The sequence below is a fragment of the Streptomyces sp. NBC_00316 genome, assembly GCF_036158715.1.
Classification (GTDB): Bacteria; Actinomycetota; Actinomycetes; order Streptomycetales; family Streptomycetaceae; genus Streptomyces.
Map to the genome: position 1 here is coordinate 6,629,943 of NZ_CP108023.1, position 13,993 is coordinate 6,643,935.

Annotated in this window: 13 protein-coding genes and 1 pseudogene; 9 read left to right on the forward strand and 5 right to left on the reverse strand. The window is 71.8% G+C overall.

Annotated elements, in window-relative coordinates:
- The first annotated feature begins 75 nt into the window (after positions 1 to 75).
- From OG878_RS29485 to OG878_RS29495, 3 genes are all read left to right on the forward strand, one after another.
- The gene (locus OG878_RS29485) at positions 76 to 996 is read left to right on the forward strand and encodes a slipin family protein (RefSeq protein ID WP_328889584.1); all 921 of its coding nucleotides are present in this window, start codon (positions 76 to 78) and stop codon (positions 994 to 996) included.
- Positions 997 to 1,104: 108 nt separating this feature from the next.
- Positions 1,105 to 4,071, forward strand: coding sequence for a DEAD/DEAH box helicase (locus OG878_RS29490; RefSeq protein ID WP_328889585.1), 2,967 nt, complete (start codon positions 1,105 to 1,107; stop codon positions 4,069 to 4,071).
- On the forward strand, positions 4,068 to 5,366 hold the full coding sequence (locus tag OG878_RS29495) for an SWIM zinc finger family protein (protein ID WP_328889586.1): 1,299 nt from the start codon (positions 4,068 to 4,070) through the stop codon (positions 5,364 to 5,366). The genes OG878_RS29490 and OG878_RS29495 overlap by 4 nt, the downstream gene beginning before the upstream one ends.
- A 122-nt stretch (positions 5,367 to 5,488) precedes the next feature.
- Here OG878_RS29495 and OG878_RS29500 read toward each other — a convergent pair whose 3' ends face one another.
- A complete protein-coding gene (locus OG878_RS29500; RefSeq protein ID WP_328891424.1) occupies positions 5,489 to 5,899 on the reverse strand; it encodes a DUF3574 domain-containing protein in 411 nt (136 codons plus the stop codon).
- Positions 5,900 to 6,261: 362 nt separating this feature from the next.
- Between OG878_RS29500 and OG878_RS29505 the strand changes: the two genes are divergently transcribed.
- Positions 6,262 to 6,993, forward strand: coding sequence for a DUF7873 family protein (locus OG878_RS29505; protein ID WP_328889587.1), 732 nt, complete (start codon positions 6,262 to 6,264; stop codon positions 6,991 to 6,993).
- A 32-nt stretch (positions 6,994 to 7,025) separates the two neighbouring features.
- Positions 7,026 to 7,111: pseudogene (locus tag OG878_RS29510) on the forward strand.
- A gap of 281 nt (positions 7,112 to 7,392) precedes the next feature.
- On the opposite strand, the gene OG878_RS29515 reads toward OG878_RS29510, so the two are convergent.
- A complete protein-coding gene (locus OG878_RS29515) occupies positions 7,393 to 8,046 on the reverse strand; it encodes a C39 family peptidase (protein ID WP_328889588.1) in 654 nt (217 codons plus the stop codon).
- Complete coding sequence (locus OG878_RS29520) at positions 8,043 to 9,254, reverse strand: pyridoxal phosphate-dependent aminotransferase (protein ID WP_328889589.1); 1,212 nt, start codon at positions 9,252 to 9,254, stop codon at positions 8,043 to 8,045. The genes OG878_RS29515 and OG878_RS29520 overlap by 4 nt, the downstream gene beginning before the upstream one ends.
- 86 nt (positions 9,255 to 9,340) lie before the next feature.
- Here OG878_RS29520 and OG878_RS29525 point away from each other — a divergent pair, with 86 nt between their 5' ends.
- The 4 genes from OG878_RS29525 (at position 9,341) to OG878_RS29540 (ending at position 12,045) form a co-directional block, all read left to right on the forward strand.
- A complete protein-coding gene (locus tag OG878_RS29525; protein WP_328889590.1) occupies positions 9,341 to 10,009 on the forward strand; it encodes a winged helix-turn-helix transcriptional regulator in 669 nt (222 codons plus the stop codon).
- A 193-nt stretch (positions 10,010 to 10,202) separates the two neighbouring features.
- Positions 10,203 to 10,643: a cupin domain-containing protein gene (locus OG878_RS29530; protein WP_443049280.1), complete on the forward strand. Its 441-nt coding sequence runs from the start codon at positions 10,203 to 10,205 to the stop codon at positions 10,641 to 10,643.
- Between the two features lie 206 nt (positions 10,644 to 10,849).
- A complete protein-coding gene (locus tag OG878_RS29535; protein ID WP_328889591.1) occupies positions 10,850 to 11,473 on the forward strand; it encodes a hypothetical protein in 624 nt (207 codons plus the stop codon).
- Positions 11,407 to 12,045 carry a uridine kinase gene (locus tag OG878_RS29540; protein ID WP_328889592.1) on the forward strand — a complete coding sequence of 213 codons (639 nt, stop codon included), beginning with the start codon at positions 11,407 to 11,409 and terminating at the stop codon, positions 12,043 to 12,045. Before OG878_RS29535 ends, OG878_RS29540 begins: the two co-directional genes overlap by 67 nt.
- Here OG878_RS29540 and OG878_RS29545 read toward each other — a convergent pair.
- Together OG878_RS29545 and OG878_RS29550 are read right to left on the reverse strand one after the other, a co-directional pair.
- A complete protein-coding gene (locus OG878_RS29545; protein WP_328889593.1) occupies positions 12,042 to 12,971 on the reverse strand; it encodes a carbohydrate kinase family protein in 930 nt (309 codons plus the stop codon). The two genes, OG878_RS29540 and OG878_RS29545, sit on opposite strands and share 4 nt — an antisense overlap.
- Complete coding sequence (locus OG878_RS29550) at positions 12,968 to 13,948, reverse strand: pseudouridine-5'-phosphate glycosidase (protein WP_328889594.1); 981 nt, start codon at positions 13,946 to 13,948, stop codon at positions 12,968 to 12,970. The genes OG878_RS29545 and OG878_RS29550 overlap by 4 nt, the downstream gene beginning before the upstream one ends.
- Between the last annotated feature and the right edge of the window lie 45 nt (positions 13,949 to 13,993).

The following is a 13,993-nucleotide window of genomic DNA, read 5'->3' on the forward strand; positions in this document are numbered from 1 at the left end:
CGCCCGGTGTTCGTATGGGGCATAACGTGGTAATAGCGTTATGAATCGGATGTATCCGGCTGGCAGGGGGCCGTCATGGTCCAAGAACTGGTGGTCGTCGCCGTGGCGGCGGCGTCCGCGGGCGCGGTGTACGTGGCGATGGCCGCGAAGATCGTCAAGCAGTACGAGCGGGGCATCGTGCTGAGGCTCGGCAGGCTCCGCAACGAAGTGCGCGGGCCCGGATTCACCATGGTGGTTCCCGGGATCGACCGGCTGCGCAAGGTCAACATGCAGATCGTGACGATGCCGGTGCCCGCGCAGGACGGCATCACGCGGGACAACGTGACGGTGCGCGTGGACGCGGTCATCTACTTCAAGGTGGTCGATCCGGCGAGCGCGATCGTGCAGGTGGAAGACTACCGGTTCGCGGTGTCGCAGATGGCGCAGACCTCCTTGCGGTCGATCATCGGCAAGAGCGACCTGGACGATCTGCTGTCCAACCGGGAGAAGCTCAACCAGGGTCTGGAGCTCATGATCGACAGCCCGGCCGTGGGGTGGGGCGTCCAGATCGACCGGGTGGAGATCAAGGACGTGTCGCTGCCCGAGACGATGAAACGCTCCATGGCCCGTCAGGCCGAGGCCGACCGGGAGCGGCGCGCTCGGGTCATCAACGCCGACGCGGAACTCCAGGCGTCGAAGAAACTGGCCGAGGCGGCGGCGGAGATGTCCGCCCAGCCGGCCGCGCTCCAGCTGCGACTGCTGCAGACCGTGGTCGCGGTCGCGGCGGAGAAGAACTCCACGCTGGTGCTGCCGTTCCCGGTCGAGCTTCTCCGCTTCCTGGAGCGCGCGCAGCAGCCGGCACCGGCGCAGCAGGAGGTCCGGTCCGGGCCCTCGCAACAGCCCCCGCAGAAGTCCTCGCCCCCGCAACAACAGCCTCAGGAGCAACAGCCGTCGCCTGCGCCGCCCCCCTCCGGGCCCGCGCGTGTCATGCGGCCCAAGCCGCTGGCCAGGCACTGACCTGCGCGCATGCCGGTGCGAGACCGGTTGTCGGACCCCCCGCCTAGACTCGCAGACACAGAGAGACCGAGAGGACCGGACGATCGCGGGCGGGACGGGAGGGGAGCGATGACCTCGGCAGTGCACGGAGAGTACGCACAGCACCAGACGCAGGACGCGGCCACCGCCCGCCTCCTGCGTTGCGCCGCCGTCTTCCTGCCCGCGCCGCTGCCGAGAGACGGGCAGGTCGCCTTCTGGGCCCCCGACGGCAGCCCGCTCCCGGCGATCGGCGACATCCGCGAGCAGACCTCCGCCGAGGCCGGCGAGATCACGGTGGTCCGACGCCACGGGCAGCAGGGCGAGGTCCGGCGTCGCACGGTGCCCGCGGTCCGGCTGCCCGTCGCCGATGCCCTGCCCCTGCTGGCCCGCGCCCGCCACCAGCAGTCCGCCCACCCGGCCGCCCGCTGCTGGGGTGCGGCCGCACTCCATGCGCTCGGCCTGGTGGCCCGCGGCAGGCTGGTTCCCGGCCTCACGGCCGACGACCACGACGCCTGGCGGGCCGGGCCGCGCGACGCCGAGGACGTCGCCCATCTGCGGGCGGTCGCCGCCGCCATGCCGCCCGAGGCGTACGCCGTCCCGCTCCCGGAGCGCACACCGCTCCAGCTCCCCGACCCCGAGTCGCTGCTCGGCGCCTTCCTCGACGCGGTCGCCGACACCCTGCCCCGGACGCCCGCCGCGGCGCACGCGATGGGCGCCCCCTTCGCTTCCCGCGAGGCCCAGCACCTGCCCCGGGCCCGTGACTGGTCCGTCGAGGTCGCCGCCGGTCTGGACGCGGGGGTACGGGTGTCGCTCCGCCTCGACCTGTCGGCGTACGACCTCTTCGACACGGCCGACACCTACGGCACCCCCGATCCCGACGACACCGATACCGGCACCGACGGGACCCGGACCGCCGGCAATGCCGCGGATGTCCACGGGGGCGGCGCCAGGCACGCCGCCGCGGCGATCACGCAGGTGCACAGCCTGGCCGACCCGACGTACGTCATCGACGCCGCCGCTCTGTGGAACGGCGGCGGAGGCGAGCCCTTCGGGCCCCGGGCCAGGATCGACGCCGTGCTCGCGCTGCGCCGTGCCGCCCGTGTCTGGGCACCGCTGGAGCGGCTGCTGGACCTGCCCGTCCCCGATGTGCTCGCCCTGACCGAGGACGAACTGTACGAGCTGCTGAGCGACGCCGGGGCAAGGCTCGCGGCGGCCGGGGTGAGCGTCCACTGGCCGCGCGAACTCGTCCGCTCGCTGACCGCCTCCGCCGTGGTCCGGCCCGCACCCGGCTCGGCCACCGACGGCACCTCGTTCTTCGACGCCGGGCGGCTCTTCGCCTTCGACTGGCAGCTGTCCCTGGGCGACGAGCAGCTCACCGAGCGGGAGATGGACATCCTCGCGGAGGCCCACCGGCCCGTGGTGCGCCTGCGGGACCAGTGGGTCGTCGTCGACCCCGCGCTCGTGCGCAAGGCACGCAAGCGCGAGCTCGGGCTGCTCGACCCGGTGGACGCCCTGGCCGTGGCGCTGACCGGCAGCGCGGAGGTGGACGGCGAGCAGGTCGAGGCGGTGCCGGCCGGTGCCCTCGCCGAGCTCCGCACCCGCATCCTCGCCGACGACACGGCTCTCGCGCCGCCGCCGGGACTCGACGCCACGCTCCGCGACTACCAACTGCGCGGCCTGGCCTGGCTGGACCGGATGACCTCACTGGGCCTCGGCGGGTGCCTCGCCGACGACATGGGGCTCGGCAAGACCATCACCGTCATCGCCCTCCATCTGCACCGCGCGCACCCCGCACCCACCCTGGTGGTCTGCCCCGCCTCCCTCCTCGGCAACTGGCACCGGGAGATCAACCGCTTCGCCCCCGGTGTCCCCGTGCGCCGTTTCCACGGCACCGACCGCACACTCGACGACCCCGACGGCGGCTTCGTTCTCACCACGTACGGCACGATGCGCTCCAGCGCGGCCCGACTCGCCGCCCACAGCTGGGGACTTGTCGTCGCCGACGAGGCACAGCATGTGAAGAACCCGCACTCCTCCACGGCGAAGGCGCTGCGCACCATCCCGGCCCCCGCCAGGATCGCGCTCACCGGTACCCCCGTGGAGAACAACCTCTCCGAGCTCTGGGCCCTGCTCGACTGGACCACCCCCGGACTGCTCGGCCCCCTGAAGGCGTTCCGGGCCCGGCACGCCCGGATCGTCGAGAACACCGGCACCGCGGCAGGACTCGGCAACGACGAGGCGGTCGAGCGCCTCTCCCGGCTGGTCAGGCCGTTCCTCCTGCGCCGCAAGAAATCCGACCCGGGCATCGCCCCGGAGCTGCCGCCCAAGACGGAGACCGACCACCCCGTCTTCCTCACCCGCGAGCAGGCCACGCTCTACGAGGCGGCGGTGCGCGAGACCATGGCGCTCATCGAAGCCTCCGAAGGCATCGCCCGCCGCGGTCTGATCATGAAGCTGCTGGGCTCGCTCAAGCAGATCTGCAACCACCCCGCGCAGTATCTGAAGGAGGAGCCGACCCGCCTCGTCGGCCGCTCCGGCAAGCTCGCCCTGCTCGACGAGCTGCTCGACACGATCGTCGCCGAGGACGGTTCCGTGCTGGTCTTCACCCAGTACGTGTCGATGGCCCGGATCCTCTCCGCGCACCTCACCTCGCGCGCCGTCCCCTCCCAACTCCTGCACGGCGGTTCTCCGGTGGCCGAGCGGGAACGCATGGTGGACCGCTTCCAGTCCGGCGAGGTTCCCGTCTTCCTGCTCTCCCTCAAGGCGGCGGGCACCGGGCTGAACCTCACCCGTGCCGCCCATGTGATCCACTACGACCGCTGGTGGAACCCGGCCGTCGAGGAGCAGGCCACGGACCGTGCGTACCGCATCGGCCAGACGCAGCCCGTCCAGGTGCACCGGCTGATCGCCGAAGGCACCGTCGAGGACCGGATCGGGGAGATGCTGGTGGCCAAACAGGCCTTGGCCGACGCGGTGCTCGGCTCCGGGGAGACCGCGCTGACCGAGCTCAGCGACCGGGACCTCGCCGATCTTGTCTCGCTGCGGAGGCCGTCATGAGCCCCCGCACCCGGCCCGCGCCCCCCTCGTACGTCAGGGCCCGCCCCGGCCCCGACGATCTGCGGCGTACCTTCGAGGCGGTGCCGCCCCGCGCGTCCCACGGCGACGAGCCGTTCGCGGACAGCTGGTGGGGGCGGTCCTGGGTGGCGGCGCTGGAGTCCCTGTCGATGGACGAGGGCCGGCTCGCCCGCGGCCGTAAGTACGCCGACAGCGGCCATGTCGCAGCGATCACCGTCACCCCCGGCCGCGTCGTCGCCTACGTCCAGGGCAGCCGCCCCCGTCCGTACCGCTCCGAACTGCGGCTGCGCGTCCTCACCGACACCGGCTGGGAGGCCTTCCTCGACGCCGTCGCGGCCCGGCCCGGCCATCTTGCCGCGCTGCTCGCCAAGGAGATGCCGCACACCCTCGTCGACACGGCGGCCGAGGCGGGCACCGGGCTGCTGCCCGCCGCGAACGACCTCGACCCGAGCTGCTCCTGCCCCGACCACGGCTGGCCGTGCAAGCACGTCGCCGCTCTCTGCTACCAGATGGCCCGCCTGCTGGACACCGACCCGTTCGTCCTCCTGCTGCTGCGCGGCCGCGGCGAGCGCGAACTCGTCGAGGAGCTGGGCCGGCGCAACGCCGCGCACTCCGTCCGCGAACGCCCCACGGTCCCCACCACCCCCTCCGTACCGGCGCGAGAGGCCCTGGCCGACCGCTTCCTCCCACCGCTGCCCGCCCCGCTCCCCGTGCCGTCGCAGCCCGGCCAGCCACCCTCGTACCCGCAACTGCCCGGGGCCCGCGACCCGCTCTCCCTCGACCACCTCGCCACGGATGCGGCGGGCCGCGCGCACATCCTCCTCACCACCGGCCAGGACCCCGTCTGCGGACTCACCCCCTGGCAGGACGCCGTCCGGCTCGCCGCGGCCCGCCCCACCGCGGGACTCACCGCCACCACCCGTGCGCTCTATCGCGAACTGGCCTTCGCCACCGGCCACAACACCACCGACCTGGCCCGCGCCGTCGCCGCCTGGCGCCAGGGTGGTGCCGAGGGCCTGGCGGTCCTGGAAACCCCCTGGGACCCGCCGGCCGGCCCCTTCGACCGGGCCCGTCCCGCCCTGGCCGCCGCCGATTTCCCCCGTTTCCAGCCCTGGCGCAACCACCTCACCCATCCCGACGGCACGGTCCAGCTCCGCTTCGGCCGGGACGGCCGCTGGTACGGCTACGAATCGGACAGGGGCAAGGACGACTGGTGGCCCCGCGCCGAACCGGACTCCGACCCGGTGGGCACACTCATGGCACTGCTCGGCCGCTGACCACCGGCTGCGGCCGCCCAGCCGATTCCGGGCCGCGGCACAGTACTCGATCAGGCGTCACGTGCACGCGGGCGTAGGTCCCCCCTGCGGCTGCCCTCACGCTTCGCAGGGGGCGGCGGTACTCAGAAGTCGGCGGTCGTGCGCTCTTCCAGCCGGGCCACCGAGTCCTGGGCGTACGCGTTCTCGTACGCGTTGCGGATCCGCTCGATCTGCGGGTCGCGCAGGCGTGCCTCGGTCGCCGGGTACAGCAGGATCAGTTCATAACTGCGCTCCCGCTCGATCACTCCGTGGGAGTCCCGCCACTGACCGCGGCCGTCCTGGACGGTCAGGCCACGCGGAAAGCGCGGGGTGACCTCCTCGTCGACGAATGCCAGGAACTGGCGGTCGGTCACATCGGGTCCGCCGTCCGGGCGTTCGGTACCGAAGAAGAGCCGGGTCTCGATGTAGGCCTTGCCGCGTACGGCGACGGTCGACGCAGCGGGCCGAGCACCGGCCGGTGCGTCGCTGCCGAGCGTGGCGTAGGCGACGGGCATGCCCACGGCCAGCACGGCGAGAGCGGCGGCCGCCGCGGTGAGTACGGTGTGCTGCCTGGGACCGTACCGACGGTCGTTGCTGTGAGGCCCGGTCGAAGAAGGAGAGAGCGGCACAAGAGGGGCTTTCGTTCGGAGGGCGAGGGCGAGGGCGAGGGCGAGGGCGAGGGCGAGGGCGAGGGCGCGGGGCTTGCGCGCGGCCCACTGTGGCAAGCGGCCTCCGCCGGAGAAGCGCAGGACATGGCTGTCCTCTGGAAACCACCCGTACCGGTGACGGCAGGAGTGCGGCAGGCGGGATCCCATGCTGAAGGCCGTCGCCAAAAACCCTTCGTTGCAGGTGGGTTGCCGGTGCTAGCTTCCTCCACGTGGCGAAACTCAATCAGATCATCGCAGTGGAGAAAGGCGTCAAGTCCAAGGCTCACCAGGACCTGACGGCGGCGCATCACGGCCTCCAGAAGGCCGGGCTGCTGGCCGGAATCTCCCGGACCTACCAGCCGAAGGACGAGGAGGGCGAGCAGCTTCCGCCCGAATCGACGCTGGTGCAGATCAAGGCCGAGGACGTGCTGCGGAACACCGCGATGACGCTGACCCGGCTGTTCGACGTAACCGCCACGAAGGACTGGGCGAACTGTGCGGCCCACGCGGATGTGAAGGTCGACGGCCGGGTGCTCGTGGCCGATGTTCCGGTGTCGTACCTGCTGTTCCTGGAGAAGCAGCTGACCGACATCAACACGTTCGTGCGCAAGCTGCCGGTGCTCGACGCCGCCGAGGCGTGGACGCAGGACCCGTCGACGGACTCCTGGAAGACCGAGCCGGTCCGGACGCTCCGTACGAAGAAGGTGCCCCGTGACCATGTGAAGGCGGAGGCCACCGAGAAGCACCCGGCGCAGGTCGAGGTGTACTACGAGGACGTTCCGATCGGTTACTGGACGACCGTGAAGTTCTCCGGGGCGCTTCCCGCGCGGCGCATCAATGAACTCCTGGACCGGGTGGAGAAGCTCCAGCAGGCCGTGAAGTTCGCCCGCGAGGAAGCCAATGGCGTGGAGGTCACCGACCAGCGGGTGGGTGATGCGGTATTCGGTTACCTCTTCGGGTAGCCGACCATGGATTCCCCGGCCGCATGGTTGCGGCCGGGGTGCGCGAGGAGCGCAAGCTGAAACTGAAGCTTGTCGTGACGACGCGGTTCCAGTGGAGGTTCGAGTCCTCCCCCCGGCATTTGCGCACTTTCCCCGTACGCGAACGGGCCGGGGTGGCCCAAACGGCAGAGGCAGACCGCGATCAATCTCAGACTCTTGCTCCAGACTCAGCATTCGCCGCCGATCGCCGGATCGAATGGGCTCGGGCCCATGCGCGTCGAGATGTTGGTTCGACTCCAACCCGCGGAGCTTCGGTCTGCGGTCGTCTAAAGGAAGGACGCGGCGACATTACGACTGACCCGGGCTCTTAAAAGTGCCGGCGTGCCGAACGGGCGGCAACACTCAGGGCCCGGGGGCCGGCTACGCCCCCGGGTCCGCTCCCGTTTCGGGCCCCTGTCGCACGCCGTCGGCGAGCGACACCCCGCGCCCGGCGAAGAAGCGCCCGAAGTCCGTCAGGGGCAGTTCCGCGGCCCGGGTCATGGCCGTCGTGCCCGACGGGTTGTGGAAGTGCACCCCGCTGCCGTCCGGCGTACGGGACGTCAGCAGCACCAGGTGACCGCCCCGCCCCGGAGCGGGCTGGTGCGGATGCCGGATCGCGTAGTGCACCGACGCCATCACCGCCCGCCCCTCGTCCAGCAGAGCCACGATCTCGTCCGTCGACAGGTGCCGGTGGACGACCGCGTCGAGGCCGTGCACCTCACGTGCGTACTCCGCGAACGGGGCGTAGATCAGGCCCCGGATCGTCCCCTCGGCATCCTCGGTGTACGCGCCGTACTTGAGCGCCCCGTCACGCAGGGCGAACAACGACGGGGCACCGGTGCCCAGCGCCATGCGCAGACAGGTCATACCGCACAGATGACCTGCCCAGCGCGCGTACTCGGCGGGCGATTCCGCGCCCGAGTCCGCCCATCGCGGATCGGCGGCCGGATCGAGTCCGCCCTCCACGATCGGACCGACGAGTTCGGGCGAGGCGAACTGCGTATGGACGAGAACGCCGCAGGCGGGACAGGTCACTGACGGTATCCGTTCAGGAAGCGGCCGATGCGGCTGATCGCCGCGTCGAGATCGTCGGCGTACGGCAGGGTCAGGATCCGGAAGTGGTCGGGACGCGGCCAGTTGAAGCCGGTGCCCTGCACCACCTGGATCTTCTCACGCAGGAGCAGGTCGAGGACGAGCTTCTCGTCGTCGACGATGTGGTGCACCTTCGGGTCGATGCGCGGGAACGCGTACAGCGCACCTTTCGGCTTCACGCACGACACCCCGGGGATCTCGTTCAGCTTCTCCCAGGCCCGGTTGCGCTGCTCGTACAGCCTGCCGCCCGGCGCCACCAGCTCCCGGATGGACTGCCGGCCGCCGAGCGCGGCCTGAATGGCGTACTGGGCGGGCGCGTTCGGGCACAGCCGCATGGAGGCGAGCATCGTCAGGCCCTCCAGATAGTTGCTCGCGTGCTGCTGCGGGCCCGACACCACCATCCAGCCCGATCGGAACCCCGCCACCCGGTACGTCTTCGACAGGCCGCTGAAGGTGAGGCAGACCAGGTCGGGGGCGAGGACCGCGACACTGTGGTGCTCGGCGTCGTCGTACAGGATCTGGTCGTAGATCTCGTCGGCGAGGACCAGCAGACCGTGCCTGCGCGCCAGGTCGAGGATGCCTTCGAGGATCTCGCGGGGATAGACGGCACCGGTCGGGTTGTTCGGGTTGATGATCACGACGGCCTTGGTGCGGTCGGTGATCTTCGACGCCAGGTCGCCGAGGTCCGGATTCCAGTCCGACGCCTCGTCGCAGGTGTAGTGCACGGCCTTGCCGCCCGCGAGGGTGACGACGGCGGTCCACAGCGGGTAGTCGGGCGACGGGATCAGCACCTCGTCGCCGTCCTCCAGCAGCGCCTGCACGGACATCGAGATCAGCTCGGACACACCGTTGCCGAGGAAGATGTCGTCCACCCCGACGTCGGTCAGCCCCATCGCCTGGTAGCGCTGCGCCACCGCGCGGCGGGCGGAGAGGATGCCGCGCGAATCGCTGTAGCCGTGGGCCTGGGGGAGCATCCGGATCATGTCCTGGACGATCTCCTCCGGCGCCTCGAAACCGAAGAGCGCGGGGTTGCCGGTGTTGAGGCGGAGCACGCTGTGGCCCGCCTCCTCCAGGGCGTTGGCGTGCTCGATGACCGGGCCCCGGATCTCGTAACAGACCTCGTTGAGCTTGCTGGACTGCCGGAACTCCATGCGGTGGCCTCCCCGATCCGATTGCGATACTTGGTTTTACCAAGCCTGAGCTTGGAAAGTCCAACAACATGTCTAGACTGCGTCGCATGCCACGTCAGCAGCAGCCATCCGCACGCACCGCGCGCCGCCGGAGTTACGACCAGTTCTGTGCCACCGCCCGGGCCCTCGACTCCGTCGGTGACCGGTGGACGCTGCTGATCGTCCGTGAACTGCTGGCGGGGCCACGCCGCTACACCGATCTGCACGCGGACCTTCCCGGCGTCAGCACGGACGTCCTCGCGTCCCGGCTCAGGGATATGGAGCAGGGCGGCCTGGTCACCCGCCGCCGCCTGCCGCCGCCCGCCGCTGCCTCGGTGTACGAACTGGCCGGACGCGGCCATGGGTTGCTGCCGGTCCTGACTGCTCTCGCCGAGTGGGGGGCGCCCGCGATCGGTGAACGGCGGCCGACGGATGCGGTGCGGGCGCACTGGTTCGCGCTCCCGCTGCGGCGGGCGCTGGCCGGCCTGACCCATGAAGGGGTCCTCGAAGTCCACCTCGACGAGGGGGAGTTCCACATCAGAGTGGGTGGACCGGATGCCGGCGCGGAGGTGTACGGGGACGGGCCCGCCGCTCACGCCGACGCCCGGATCGCGCTCGATGCCGAGCTCTGTCTCGCGCTCGGGCGGGGTGAGTGCACGCTCGCCGAGGCGGTGAAGGACGGACGGATCGCGGTCGTGGGCGAGGGCCCGCTGGCCGGAGAACTTCGGGGCGAATGACCGTCAGTGACTGCCGTACGGCCGTCGTGCCCGGATGATTCCGCGTATCAACTCCTGGGTAGCTTTGGGGCATTTGAGATCTCCTGGATGCCGAGGCGGAGGAGTTCGCGTGAGAATAGGCAGACAACAGGAACGGCGAGAGCGGCAGGAACGGCAGGAGCAGTACGGGCAGCAGCTTCGACTCGGCACGGCCTTGGCCGGCGGCGGGTGTGTGGCCGCGCTCGAATTCGTCCCGTCGGCGGCCCTGGCCGCGCCCGGCAGCGGGGTGAGCGGCACCGTGGTCGCGAAGGGCACGTCGACCGGGAAGCTGAACGTCAGGACGCCGAACGGCCGTACGGATGTGACCTTCCGGACGATCACCGTGGAGCCCGGCGGCTCCACGGGCTGGCACACCCACAGCGGTCAGGTGATCGCGGTCGTCAAGTCGGGGACTCTGACGCGCACGCTGGACGACTGCTCGGTGGAGGTGATGTCCGCGGGCACGTCGTTCATCGAGCTGTCAGGCGCCGACCGCCCCCACATCGGGCACAACCTGGGCACCGAGCCGGTCGTGCTCTGGGTGGCCTATCTGCTGCCCGAGGGCAGTGCACTCTCCGACGACGCCGATGCGGTGGACTGCGGCGCGCAGAAGTGACATGGCGCGAGACGCCCGCCCGCCGCCGCCGTCGCCGGCCGTCGGTCGACGAGCGTCTCCCCGCACGCCCCGAAACCGGTGATCCGAACAGGGGGGACGAGACAGGAGCCGTACGGCCATGAACGGGGATGATCCGCAGGACGCGGAGCGTGCGGACGACCCCATCGACCCGGCGCGCCGTGCCGTGTTCGCTCAGGAGCTGCTGCGTGTGCTCGGCACCCATCGCTCCGGATCCCGCGCGGACTTCGAGGATTCCTCGCCCGGGGAACAGCGGACCGTACAGCGACATCGACCTCGCGTGGACCGTGCCCGACGACCGCTTCACCGCCTGCGTCGCCGCCGCTCCGGAGATCCTCGGCGCCGCACGGCCCGTCGACTCCCTCCGCGTCGACCTCGATCTGCAGAACTCCCGCAAACGGCGGCTCCTCTTCGTCGCCTTCCGTGGTCTGCCCCTTGTCTGGCGCCCACCTTGCCCGGGCTACGACCAGGACAATCCCGTGGCGCGCGGTGACGACTGGTCGCGGCCCGCGAGTGCGCCGGCCCACGCGGTCGCCGCGACCGAGGCCGTACTCCGCGGGCAGCCGCAGACCGCCCAGGGGCTGCCGGAGCGGGGCTTCCGGCGTATCGGGGCACCCGACACCGTCACGGGGTCATGGCCCGAGGACATCGGCCGCGTCGTCGAAGCAGCCGCCGCCCGCGAACCGGGCCTGCGGACCCTTGCCGGACGCGCTGACGCACGGGCGGGAGAGGCGATGATGGACGGGTGCGACTTGAACCGATCACCTGGGAAAGGCTGGCCGAAGCGTTTGCCGCGCACGCCGGAGGGCTGAAGCCGGCCGACGGCGGGCCCTGGCTCAAGGTCGCCGTGGACGGCGCTCCGGCCGCGCGCACCGGGGAACTGGCGGAGCGCGTCGCAGAGGCGCTGCGGATCCGTGGCCGCGCGGTGCTCGTCGTGTCCACCGAGGGGTTCCTGCGCCCGGCCAGCCTGCGCTACGAGTACGGCAAGGAGGACCCCGACTCGTACTTCGACAGCTGGTTCGACACGGGTGGACTCTGGCGTGAGGTCTTCGGACCGCTGGAGGCGGGCGGCACCGGGCGCGTGCTGCCCGATCTCTGGGACCCGGCGACGGACCGGGCCACCCGCAGCCCGTACCGGCAGCTCCCGGAGGGCGGTGTGCTGGTGGTGCACGGTCCGCTGCTGCTCGGGCACTGGTTCCCGTTCGACGCGAGCGTCCATCTGCGGCTCTCGCCCGGTGCGCTGCGGCGGCGTACCGAGGAGAGCGAGCGGTGGACCCTGCCCGCCTTCGGGCGGTACGAGGACGAGGTGGCGCCCGCCGGGCGCGCGGACGTGGTCGTCCGGGCCGACGATCCGCTCCACCCGGCCTGGACCGGTCTGCCCTAGGCGCCGTCCCGTCGGGAGAAGGCTTCCCCCTCGGGGACCGGGCGGCCGCCCACCGTCGTGACCGCCTCGGCCCCCGACCGGCAGCCCGCCGCAGCGGCCGTCGTGTCGTCCGCGCCCGCCAGCCGCGCCGCGAGGAAACCGCCGGTGAAGGCGTCGCCCGCCCCCGTCGAGTCCACCGCTCCACGCACCGGGACGGCCGGCACGCGCCCGGTGACCGTCCCTCCGATGGCCAGCAGTGCTCCCTCCTCGCCCAGGGTGACGACGACCTGCGGAACCACCAGGCTCAACTTGGCTGCGGCGTCGGCCGGTTCGGGAAGGCCGGTGAGGAGCCGGGCCTCGTCCGCGTTCGGCAGGAGCAACTGCGTCCCCTCCACGGCCGCCAGGAACGGACCGGCGCCGAGCTCGGCGAGGAAGCCCGCGGAGGCGGGGTCCACGCTCGCCGGGATCGACCGCCGCCGGGCCTCCCGCAGGGCGAGCAGGGCCGTGGCGCGACTGGTCGCGGCGAACAGGAGGTAGCCGGAGACGTGGAGGTGCGCGATGCCGTCGAGCATCGACGGCGACCAGTCGTCGGGGGCGAGCCGCAGCACGGCACCGCTGTCGGTGAGGAAGGTGCGCTCGGCGGCGGCGTCGACGAGAGCGACGACGGTGGCGGTCGGCGCCTCGCCGTCCACGGCCAGCAGCGGACGTACCTCCGCCCGTCGCAGCGCATCCTCGTGCCAGGCCGCGGAGTCGGCACCCACCCGGGCCAGCAGCCGCACGTCGCGGCAGCCCGAACGAGCCGCCCAGCAGGCGACATTGGCACCCGCCCCGCCCGGCAGCGTGCTGATCCGGGCCGCCGTGTCCGTCCCGTGGACGAGAGCCGCCCCGTGCCGGGCCACCACATCCGTGACCACGTCCCCGACGACGAGAAGTCCGCCCTCGGTCATGGTCCGGCCGCCCCCTTCGGCCCGGCCGTTCCGCGTTCCGCGGTGGCCCAGGCGAGGGCGATCCGTGCGGCGAGCGCCACGTTTCCGCGCACGGCCGCCAGGTTGGCCTCCAGCGAAGCGCCGCCGGTGTGCTGCATCAGCTGGTCCAGCAGGAACGGTGTGACGGCCTGCCCCACGATGCCGCGCTCCCGGCACGCGTCCAGCGCCTGGGCCAGCACCCGGTCGTGCAGGGCGGGATCCAGCTGATCCTTGAGCGGTACGGGGTTGGCGACGATCAGCGCCGCGGCGGGGCCGCCCAGAGCGTCCCCGGCCTGCATCACCTGTGCGACCTGCGCCGGCGTACGCACCGTCCAGTCGACGGGCTCACCCGAACTGCTCAGATAGAACCCGGGGAAGTGCTCCGTGCCGTAGCCGAGCACGCCGACCCCGAGCGTCTCCAGGCGCTGCAGCGTGGCCGGGACGTCCAGGATCGACTTCACGCCCGCGCACACCACGGTGATGCCGGTGCGGGCGAGCAGCCGGAGATCCGCGGACTCGTCCTGGGTCGCGGTCCAGTCCCGGTGTACGCCACCGAGGCCGCCGGTCGCGAAGACGCGCAGGCCCGCGCGCGCCGCGAGGAACGCCGTTGCGGACACGGTCGTCGCCCCGCTCGCTCCCGCCGCCAGCGCCGGGGCGAGGTCCCGGTGTCCCAGCTTCCGCACGGCCGGATCCTCGGCGATCCGTTCCAACCGGGCCTTGTCCAGGCCGATATGGGCGCGTCCGTCCAGTACGGCGATGGTGGCGGGGACGGCGCCCGCGGAGCGCACAAGCTCCTCCAGTTCCTTCGCGACCTGCAGATTCCGGGGGCGCGGCAGGCCGTGCGCGATGATCGTCGATTCCAGGGCCACGACGGGGCGGTGCGCGGCCAGGGCCTCCCGCACCTCGTCGGAGAGGGCCGGTGCGTACGGGTGGGCGCTGTGCGGGGCATTCGGTGACATGTCCACATCCCTGTCGCAGCGGGGCCGACCTCAAACGTGCGCCGC

What these genes read in the sequence shown, in the direction of transcription:
- OG878_RS29485 (WP_328889584.1), top strand. Translation starts at nt 76, where the DNA reads ATGGTCCAAGAACTGGTGGTCGTCGCCGTGGCGGCGGCGTCCGCGGGC.
- OG878_RS29490 (WP_328889585.1), top strand. Translation starts at nt 1,105, where the DNA reads ATGACCTCGGCAGTGCACGGAGAGTACGCACAGCACCAGACGCAGGAC.
- OG878_RS29495 (WP_328889586.1), top strand. Translation starts at nt 4,068, where the DNA reads ATGAGCCCCCGCACCCGGCCCGCGCCCCCCTCGTACGTCAGGGCCCGC.
- OG878_RS29500 (WP_328891424.1), bottom strand. Translation starts at nt 5,899, where the DNA reads ATGCCCGTCGCCTACGCCACGCTCGGCAGCGACGCACCGGCCGGTGCT.
- OG878_RS29520 (WP_328889589.1), bottom strand. Translation starts at nt 9,254, where the DNA reads ATGGAGTTCCGGCAGTCCAGCAAGCTCAACGAGGTCTGTTACGAGATC.
- OG878_RS29525 (WP_328889590.1), top strand. Translation starts at nt 9,341, where the DNA reads ATGCCACGTCAGCAGCAGCCATCCGCACGCACCGCGCGCCGCCGGAGT.
- OG878_RS29545 (WP_328889593.1), bottom strand. Translation starts at nt 12,971, where the DNA reads ATGACCGAGGGCGGACTTCTCGTCGTCGGGGACGTGGTCACGGATGTG.
- OG878_RS29550 (WP_328889594.1), bottom strand. Translation starts at nt 13,948, where the DNA reads ATGTCACCGAATGCCCCGCACAGCGCCCACCCGTACGCACCGGCCCTC.